The 10,548-nt window shown below is 46.5% G+C and carries 1 protein-coding gene and 1 pseudogene; both read right to left on the bottom strand.

Translation table 11 applies throughout. The features are described 5' to 3' along the window. Positions 1-2,589 (bottom strand): annotated as a pseudogene (locus HP401_RS34025) (type IV secretion protein Rhs); the annotation flags it as partial. Between the two features lie 62 nt (positions 2,590-2,651). After that, positions 2,652-10,394 (bottom strand): S8 family serine peptidase, encoded by a 7,743-nt coding sequence (locus tag HP401_RS34020; protein ID WP_173606885.1) that lies wholly within the window; start codon positions 10,392-10,394, stop codon positions 2,652-2,654. Positions 10,395-10,548: the final 154 nt, after the last annotated feature.

Raw genomic sequence — 10,548 nt, 5'->3', positions numbered from 1 at the left:
GACACCTGCGAGTGTAATCTGCGTGGGCTGAATTCCGTATTGATCATAGGCCGTGAAGGTCTGCGTCCGTGTCTTTCCTCCGCCAAAGTTCTCCGTTATCGAATAAAGCTGTTTGTTTGTGTACTCGTAGGTTCGTTCGATCGATTGACTCTTGGGCGTATTGATTAAATTGGCAGGGAACGAGTTGATCTCCGTTTCCTTCCGGAGCAAATATTGATCGTTGTACTCATAGGTGGTATTCGAATAATAGGGATCACCGGATGCTGTTGTTGATTGTGTTCGGGTTGCCTTCAACACGGAGAAGGTCCGGAAGCCCCATGGATTCAGCGCCACCTCATCATATGTCCATGTGCTCATAATCCCGTCTGGCGCAATTTGCTTGATCAGTTGTCCATAATGGTTGTATTCCAGGTACGTCTCTTGTGCGTAATTGTTGATCCTGGCAGCATATTGTGCACGATTGGAAACATTCGGGTCTTTCAGGTAGTGATTGTAGACGTCCAGATCACTAACGGCCGATGACGGCTCCAGGAAAACGTACTGATACGTCGGCTTTGTATTCCGACCTGAGTAGGCGTAGGTCGTGTAGGTAGTTGGATTATACTCAACCCGGTACTTCGCGCCAGATACATTCGTTCCGCCTTTACTAATACCTGTCGTCTTCTCACTTCTCAGCAAAGGATTTCCGTCTTGATTGACCTTGTACCGTTTATTTTTCGTGTAACGGGATGCCTCTGATTCGGTGACATGGATGGTATCCCCATGTCGATCCGCAAAATTCTTCAATCTGGGCAGCTGTTCCTTTGGCACCTTCCATATCTCGCGAAAATTGCCGTTATCTGTATAGGTCTTTTCCAGCTTATACGTATTTGTACCGTTCGGCGTTTTCTGCGTATAGCTGTACGATACTTTATTGACAGGATGATAAGATACATAGCTCAAGGCATGCTTGTCTTGAAAAATCCGTACGAGTCCGTCATTGAAAGTAGTCTGACCTAATTGATAGGGGCGGTAATCGTAATTGATTTTTAGGCCCTGCAAGGGATAAACCGCTTCTTGCATGAGCAAGTAATCGATTTCCGCGCGCTTGGCTACATCGGACTCCCAAAACTTCGCTGAATCCTGTAGAGCTTGATCTACAGGCAGCTTTTCCAGCGTATAGTTTTTGTTTAAATTGAAATAGGCAATGCCCTTCGTTTTGGGATCATGATAGGCATACCGGGCTACTGTATATGCGCTACTACCGCTCCCTGCTGTCGGCAGGACTTCTACGCGAACGAGCTGATAGTATCCGCTCAATGCCAGCTTTCTTTCAAAGTGGTAGCGAATGTGCTTGAGTACTGTGGTCTCTGTCTTGTCTTTGTAGACAATCAAGTCCTGCGTAGTGTCGCTATGCTTTCGTTTCAGCACCACATAACGACCGACGCTATCTTCAATGCTCACCGGCTCTCCATCACTACTCACGTTGTACTTGATCGTGTCTCCATAAATATTGGATTTGACGACCGTTCCCAACGTGACATCAAACTCGTACTTCAAATTTCGGTAATGCAGCGTGTACTTCCGATTTACGTCGTCAATCGTAAAGAAGATGTCTTGATACGGATAATTAACAAACTTGTTGAACCGATATTCTAAAGATGTCCCGTCTTCTAAGGTAATGTAATACCGATTGCTCGATGGATCATTCTCTACTTTGGTGGAGTAGATTTGTTGACTTGGATTTTTAGAGTCGTCCCTTACTGTTACGGCCTGCTCCCGCGTGACGATATCCAATCTCGGCATATTAAAATCCCAGCCAGTTGCAAATCTCTCATTGGCCTTCAGCGCTTCATTCTTGGAAAAGTCCTCATCCCAGCTTGGCACACTGATTTTACTGCTCAGGGAGTGGTATCTGCGTTTTATGTCCAAATCCAGTCCATGTTTCCCAGGCAAATAAAGATCTTGCTCGACCAGGTTCGCAGCACGGTATAGATCATCGACGGATTGCTCTGTTTTGGAACGAGCAAATCGAAACTCCTGATCCTGTTCGGTGTATTTTACCGGAGGAAGCGAAGTGGATTGAACCTCCATCTGTTCTTCGAGTTGTTTCATTTCATTGATTTTAGATAGAACGAGAGGGGTTAACCGCTGCAAGAGGTCTTTGCTTTCCTGACTCAGATTCTCGAATTGGGTGATAATCTGCTCAGTGGAAAGACGCTTGACTTCTTCTTGTTCTTCTACTGTTAGTAACTGCAGCAGCTCGGAATAGAAATAGGCTGCGAATTTTAACAATGCTCTGTCAAAACTGCGATGAATGTCAATAACAGTGTCAGTCTCTAGCTGCGTCCATGTAAGCGAAGAAATATCCGTTTCCGTGAACTCGGTCGGATTTTTTGCTGCTCCTTTGTCATTGGTGATTGACTCGCCCATGGATTGTTGAATCTCTTCGATTACCGTGTCAGGAGTTGCTTTCTCACCTGAGGTTACACGAGAGATCGACACGGGGGAGGATTCATTTGCGAACGTCGTTCCAAGCGGCAGCATCGTCGTGCATAATGCAAGGCACAGCACAACGATCATGAGTGATTTTATGGAAAAATGTTTCATAATGCCTCCGTTAGAGATATTCGTCCCCCCATGATGCGAAGGGGGGACTGCATGAACATGGATTAGGGTACAACCGTAATCGTTATCGTTTTATACTGTCCGCCGTAAAACACCCTGGCCTCTGTTGTTCCAGGATTCATCCCATGCACAACGCCTTTCACGATAAATCCAACCCTAGAATCTACCACCGAGTAAAGACCTTGTGTGGTTACGTCCAGCGTACTGCCGTCCTCCAGTGTTGCTGTGACCTTAATCGGTCGCGTGCTACCAGCTCGTACCTCCACCTTTTCCAAATCCACATGTAATACGGTTCCTTTTGGTGGAAGCGTCACTTCATGCTTGACACTTTTTAAAATGTTTCCGTTCTCATCATGAATGAACGTTACGGATTCTACGCCATTTTCTTTGATCGCCTTAATCCGATTGTTTTGATCGTAAACGTACTCATAAAAAGTCCCATCAGGGAGGGGAGCAAAAACAGTAAAGGAAACACTCACCGGATAACTCTCGGTATTGGTCAATTTGATCGTGTAGCCGCCCATCCCCAGCTCATAATTGATTTCGGAAGGAGTTGGCGTCTCTTTAGGGGTTACGGCATTTCCGTTTGACAGTACTGTGACAACCGGATATTTATTTGTTTGGTTTTTCAATTGTGTCATCATGCGATACTTACCAGGAATGGTCGTATTCATGGCGATCTCTACCGTTTGACCAGGCTTTAGCGTAATTTCCTTTGGTTGGTTAAAGGTAAAGGCCTCTCTCCCCGGCTTTGCCAGAAGTGTAGCGTAAATGGAATCCTTGGCGACAATTTTTACATAATAGGTTTTTCCTGCAACAAACACCGGGTTGACTCTTCCATTCGCTCCCGCCGCAATCTCCTCATGTGCCTGCAAGCTTGCCGTTTTATAGACGGATAGGGTTGCATTTGCAGGTGAACCCGAATCGTTGTTTAACGTGAATGAATAGGTTCCATTTGTTCCGGCAACGATTTTCATGTATTTCGCCTCATTTGCAGGGAAATACATCCGTACGGGGCTATTCTCAACCATTTCATTAAAATTGCCTTCTGCCGGTTTCGTTTCAACCGTAATCGAACTGCTGTAGCTGCTAATTCCATCTGAAGTATACGCCCACAGTCTAATGGTATACACACGCGCAGGCTGAAGGCCCGTGATGGTATGGTTGGTAACGTCACCCACTTTTTTAATACCGCCGCCATCGACTTGGATTCCGTAGTCAATGGCCCCTACAGATGGACTCCAATAGATTTTGAGTGAATTGCTTTCGGCCTCCACGTTAACGATACTCGGTGCATCCGGCTTATCTTCTACCGTTAAGCTTCCGTAGTAATAGACTACAGTCGGCTCCATCACTTGGATATTTTCGTACGTGCCCGATCCGATTTCCCGCCCCGTCCAATTCAGCTCCCACTGACCGGAGGTTCCTGTTGTTGTGTATTTTTTGGCAGAATGAGAGGAGGACACTTTGGCTTCAATCGTTTCTCCAGAGGTAAGCTTCGTGTATGTTCCATCCAATGTAAAGATGTCATCAAGGTCCATGACTCTCTTGGCAACCGGCGTGTAGATCACGATTTTCGGAAGTGCTTCTTCCAGTGGGACGGAATAGTTAACCGCTGGTGTCCAAGCTCCCCGGTTATCCTGCGCCTGCACTGTCCAGTAAATGGTCTGGTGCAGCATATCTTTTGTAAGCGGGAAGGAATACCTGCTAACAACTTGTCTGTTTTGAGAAGCCTCCGGGATTAGCACCTCTTTTTCAACAATCTCGTTTCCACCTGGCGTGAAGCCCACTCGTAATTTTGTCGAAACGATTTTGTCTGTGACATCATTTTCATTGAGCGTATAGTTGATGGTTCCTGTAAGCCCTCTGTCCAAGGCGACAAACCCCGTACTGGCTACGACAGGTGCTTGATTGGCAGCCAGAACACTAAAATTCAACTTCGCCGTACCACCATAAACATAAACAGGCGTCTTCGGCATAATTGTGCGAATTCGTGCTTCCACTCGGGCATTTTTCTCAATCACACTTGTATCAAACACGTAGGAACGTGCTGTGCCTGTCAATTTTTCGCGGATCGTTGAGGTGACACGCCCACCTTCGCTTATATAAATGAGTAATTCTTGCGATTCGATTTTACTGGAGTGCCCACCGTAGCCTACATATTCCCATGTCAGTGAAACCTTTTCTCCTTTTGAAATTTCGGTTCCATCTTTCGGAGATTTCCAGTCTGCGACAACCACAATGTCTTCCTTTTCGGCTTGCGCTATCATGTCCAGGGTGAAGTCTACTTTTTCACTGACTGATCTTCCGGACTTTTGGTCGACTGCCCAGACACGAAGAGAGTACAAAACATCCGGTTTCAAGTGATGAGTGGGCAGGTTGAACAAAAATGGTTGGGGCTTTTCCGAAGCCGTAAATCTCGTCAACTCTTGTGGATCTTCATCATCCAGCTGGTACCAAATGTTTACCTGATCCCCCACATTCGGGTCCATGGCAAAACCTGAGATCGCAACAACATCTTTGCCATCAACAGTGGAGATCGCTGCTCCCACAGCAGGAGAGGTCAAATAGATTTTGGGAGACGCATTATCGTTAATGGCGTTGCTCGTGTAGGTAATTTCAGGTGTCCATTTTAGTAAATCACCGATGCTGCTTTCTTTTTGATCCACTTGAAACAAGAGCGCATCTCCTTGCTCTACCTCAAGTTCTTCTTGGATTTCCACACCAATTTCATCGTTGAATTCAATGGCTTGCCAGCCAGTAGCCGGCCAAATTTGTTCATCGTTTTTCATCAATCGGACGTTTACCCCATCGCCCTCATCGACTTGAATTTTGGAAATCCAACCGCTGACCTGGATTTTTCCTGATCGTGGCGCTTCCCATTTGATGACAGGGTTTGTGCTGCCAACTTTTATCCAGGTATTTCCGATGGCCGTATCGTGATTGCCCTTCCATTCTTCTGTTTGCTTATTCCATGTCAAATCAGCATGTTGATTCCCTGACACCTCTTGATAGGACCAATTGTCCTTACCCTGCTGATCTGAAAATTGCAGCCAATAGGTGTATTTGTCATGAATCGGTTTCACAATCGTGATCGCCTTTTCCATGCTGGTCTGTTTCCCGTCTTTTTCCGTTACCAGAACAGTCAGCTGATGCTGTCCCAAGTCCAGATCATTCACTTCCAACAGATACGAAAAACCGGGTTTTGCATGTGGTGCCTCTGGGTACATTCGCAAAATATCTGGGCGCTCCAGTCCATATTTCGCCTCACCCAATGCAACGCCATCCATCTGCACTTCGATTTTTTCCACTTCACCGGAGGTCATGAACCAGCCTGTCACGTTATAGCTTCCACTAATCTGTTCATTCTCTCCTGGAGCATCAATTGTACCTGTCGTCGTCAGAGCGCCACCCTTTACATGAACAGGCACTTGCTGGACGATGCCAGCAAAAGTGACAGACAGAACGGTATTCCCTGGTGCTAGGCCCGTTATCACACCAGTTTCGTCTATTTTTGCAATGGCTGGGTCTTGAATTGCGTAGGTGGCTTCGCCTGTTACGTCCTTTGTACTCTTGTCCCGATAAGCTGCTACAACCGTGAGAGAAGCGTTTTTTTCTTTCTCAAGATCAATTGTGGAGAGGTTGGTAGTAATCCCTGTTACGGGGCCAACTGTTACCTCTTTATCGAGGACGAGACTTTCTACTCCCTTTTTGTTGGTTACTCGTACGGTTATTTTGTGCTCGCCTTCATTGAAACTCATTGTATGGAGTTGATACTGAAAGCCTGCATTTGCATTCTCATAGCGTGGATACAGGGCAAAAATGTCTGGGCGAGGTCCGCCATATACTGCCGTTCCTTGTAGCTGCCCATCCATCCAAACTTCAATCTTGGCTACACCGTCTGGATCAAGAAGCCATCCCTGAATCGTTGTGGTTCCTCCAATTTCTGCTTTTTCCATCGGAATGTCGATCTTTCCTTTTGCAACCAGTGGGCCTGATTCTGTTTCCGTCACAACCACTGGAATCGTTAGGGTCTGACCTCCATAACTGACGACAATCTTGGTCATTCCTACTTCGAATCCTGTGACGATTCCCAGTGGACTCACGTGAATCACATTGGCATTCTCGTACGAATATACGGCATGCGCAGTTACATCTTTTGGACTTTGACCAGCTGTAGTTGCGGTAATCTGTAGCTTCTGCATCGACGATTTTGCTAAGCTGATCCCCGATTCCGTATGCTTCAGACTATCTACCGGAGCTATTTCTCCAACCACAAAGCTTTTCTCTGGCAACGGATGTTGTTTGCCTTCGCTATCCGTCACCACAACAGATACCGTATGATGACCGGATTGCAACTCGGACAAGTCCATCGTATAGCTAAATCCTGCATGCGTATTCTGATAGTCCGGATGCAGCAGGGCAATGTCAGGGCGTGCTATTCCTGAACTGGCTTGTCCGACTTCTTTTCCATCAAGGAAGACCTGATAACGTGTAGGCGTTGAAGGATGTAAAAACCAGCCCGCTATCGTATATGAACCATGGATAATCGCTTCATTTGCTGGTGTTTCTATTTCGCCGATTGCCTTTTGTACTTCTGCTGCTGTAATGACGACTGGTATCTTGATACTCTGATTTCCGTATTTGATTGTAAGGCTCGTATTGCCCTGCGCGAGAGCCGTAACTACGCCGTATGGATTCACTTTTGCAACAGATGGATTTTCTACGGTGTAGAGGGCTAGCTTGGTCACATCCTGCTTGCTCTGATCCTTTAGCTCTGCGTTGACAGTGAGTGGATGTGTTTTTCCTTGAGAAAGCTGCAGCTCGGCAATATCTACGTGCAATCCAATTGCCGGGATCAATTCGACCACCTGAACGGTTCTTGACCCCAACATCGTTTGATTTCCATCCTTGGCTGTTCCACGAACAGAAATGGTATGCTTTCCTTTTTGGAGAAGAGCTGTGTCGAGGCTATATTGAAATCCAACGTTGCTACCAGGTAAAGAAATATCCGTAATCTCGATTTCGGGACGCGGAACTCCATACGTGGCTTCACCAATTACAACGCCATCCACCAATACCTCAATGCTCGAGACGCCACTTGAGGCGATAAACCAGCCTGTTACAGGGTAGATTCCGCTAATCGTCGCATTGTCGAGAGGACTGTCCAATCCCCCTTGGGAAGCTCCAGCAGCTGCTTTCACTGAGATCGGTAACGTCAGCACTTGTCCCTGGTAGTCGACAATCAATGCGGTCTGTCCGATCTGAAGACCAGTGATGATTCCGTGATTGGAAATGCTGGCAATTGTAGAATCCTCAAGGGTGTACTTCGCTTCTCTTGTTATATCTCTGATTTGGTCATTTTGCAAAACAGCCGAAATGGTAAGTTGCTGTGTATTCCCTTGTGATAGCTCGACCTTGCTTACATTTGCAGCTATACTCTTGGCTGGTTGTGCACGCTCGATAGACACGGAGCGCTCCGCCAGCACTTGCTCTTTGCCTTCCTGATTCACAGCGATCACCGTAATGGTGTGCTGCCCTTCCGTCATTTGAGTCGTATCCAAAAAATACTGAAAACCAGAAGTAGCATTTTGATATGCCGGGTACTCCTGCGCGATATCAGGTCGCGATTGTCCGTAAAGAGCTTCCCCGACTAATTTCCCATCTACATGGACCGCTATCTTTGCTACACCTGCCGGATCTAAATACCAGCCTTTCATGAGAGAGACTCCCGTCATTGTGGAATGATTGGCTGGACTCTCTACTTCCCAACGCGGTATGAGCGCGATTTTTTCCTGGATCGTGACAGGAAGCGTGATGGCTTGTCCTTCATAGCGAATCGTCACAATCGCTGTTCCCAGTCCTATTGCTTTTACGAAGCCAGTTGGGGATACCGTTACGATACTTTCATCCGAAGAAGTGTATTCAGTCAGCATCGTGACATCTTTTAGCGTTTTATCTTCGAGAATCGTAGAGACAACGAGCTGATGCGTATTCTCGTCCGTTAGCTCCAGCTTGGAAACATCCGCATGAAGGCCTTCTACTGGCTGCTTGGTGCCAACATAGAACGTATTTCCTTCCATAACCGACTGCTCTCCATTCTTGTTTTGAATGGCAAGCGAAATCGTATGCAATCCTACGCTCATTTCTCTTGTATCCAGGTTAAAATGAAAACCTGCGTTTCCATTTTGATACGCTGGATACTTGGCCTCAATATCGGGTCTGGGGTCACCATAGGTTGCCTCTCCAACCTTTATGCCATCAATCATGATACTGATTTGGGACACGCCTGCTGGATCTAGGTACCATCCCTTCATCTCATACGTACCGACAATGAATTCACCATTTTCTGGGGTATCAAGACCGCCACGTGGGGTCAAAGGTACCTTTTCACTAACCACTACTGGGATTTCGATCGTCTTGTCTTCGAACTTTACGACCAATCGCGTCTCACCAATGCCAGTCGCTGTCACCAGTCCTGTTGGCTTTACTGTAGCGATTTTTTCATCGTTACTGGCATAACTCGCTTGCTCGGTAATGTCCTTGGTCGTGTCATCTGTCAGCTTCGCCCTGATCTTCAATGGATAGCTCTGCCCTACGGAAATAGCCAGCTCGTTAGGATTAGATTCAATCGCCTGAATCCCGGTAGACTGTGTGCTTCCTATCTCCAAGGCTTTTTCCAGGTTCACCAGCCCTTTACCATAAAAACGTGGCTCCCCTAGAGGTGTTGCACTCTCGATCAAAATATCCCGGACTTCATCGTTGGTTGCCTTTCCCTTCTTCGACCAAATGACTGCTGCGGCACCTGCCACGTGAGGAGCAGCTAGCGAAGTACCCGAGCGCAATTCATATCCTTTGTGAAGGGAAGTGCTTAAAATATCCACGCCCGGAGCCATCAGGTCCAAACCCGCTCCTACACTGGAGGTATCTGCACGCTGGTTATCCCGATCAACGGAACCTACCGACAAGGCTTCCGGATAATGTGCCGGGAATAATTGAGTATCCTCCCCCAGGCCTCGATTGCCCGCTGCTGCAATGACCAGAATTCCATGCTCATTTGCCCTTTTAATCTGGTCGTGCAACGCTTGACTGTCCACGGACCCACCTGCACTGATCGAGATAATATTCATGCCATTCTGGATGGCCCATTCTATTCCCTGAATCATACTCGAATACTTGCCATGACCTTTTTCATCAAGAACTTTGATCGAATAGATTTCCGCTTCTGGCGCGACTCCTACTATTCCAAGATGATTGTCTTTTCCTGCGATTACTCCAGCTACAGCGGTACCATGACCATGGGCATCATCATAATCCGCTTCACCTTCAACATAGGAAATGCCGCCATTCACGTTCAAATCTTCATGACGTGAGATTCCGGTATCCAAAATTCCTATCTTCACATTTTTACCTAAGTAATTTTTGCTATGTGCTTGAAGTGCACCTACATGCTCGACTCCCCATGGGGTCTCCTGTTTTTCTGTCAGGTCGATCTCTGCTAACTCTGTGTCACTATCTTCCTCTATGTACGCGACATTTCGATCTTGAGATAATTCCTCCCTCTCGCTTTCAGTTAAGGTAGCCACCATAATTTTGGAGCTGAGTTGTTGCGCAGACGTTCCTTGAATGGCGCTCCTTTTCGTTCGCTTACTGTCCTTGAAACCAATCAAGTATGTTTTGCTTTTTTCCGTTGCACGCACCTGCTCAGGAACCGCTTGCAAAAACAGTAAAGAGAGCAGAATAAATACGTTACAAATACTGATGGAACGGATGAATTTACTGTTCATCTCTAAGACTCCCTCCCCCATACCGGTTCAAAACCGAAAGAAAATAAGTACAGGTAAAATTAGTGAAATATTCCTTAAACACACAATTCGAATTATAATGAATTCCTTATATTGGATCAACAGGAAATAAAGACAAAAAAGACGTTCTTAGACA

This window comes from Brevibacillus sp. HB2.2 (assembly GCF_013284275.1).
GTDB classification, from domain to species: domain Bacteria; phylum Bacillota; class Bacilli; order Brevibacillales; family Brevibacillaceae; genus Brevibacillus; species Brevibacillus brevis_D.
Note: the sequence above shows the minus strand (reverse complement) of the source record. Positions and strands in the feature narration are given on the sequence as shown.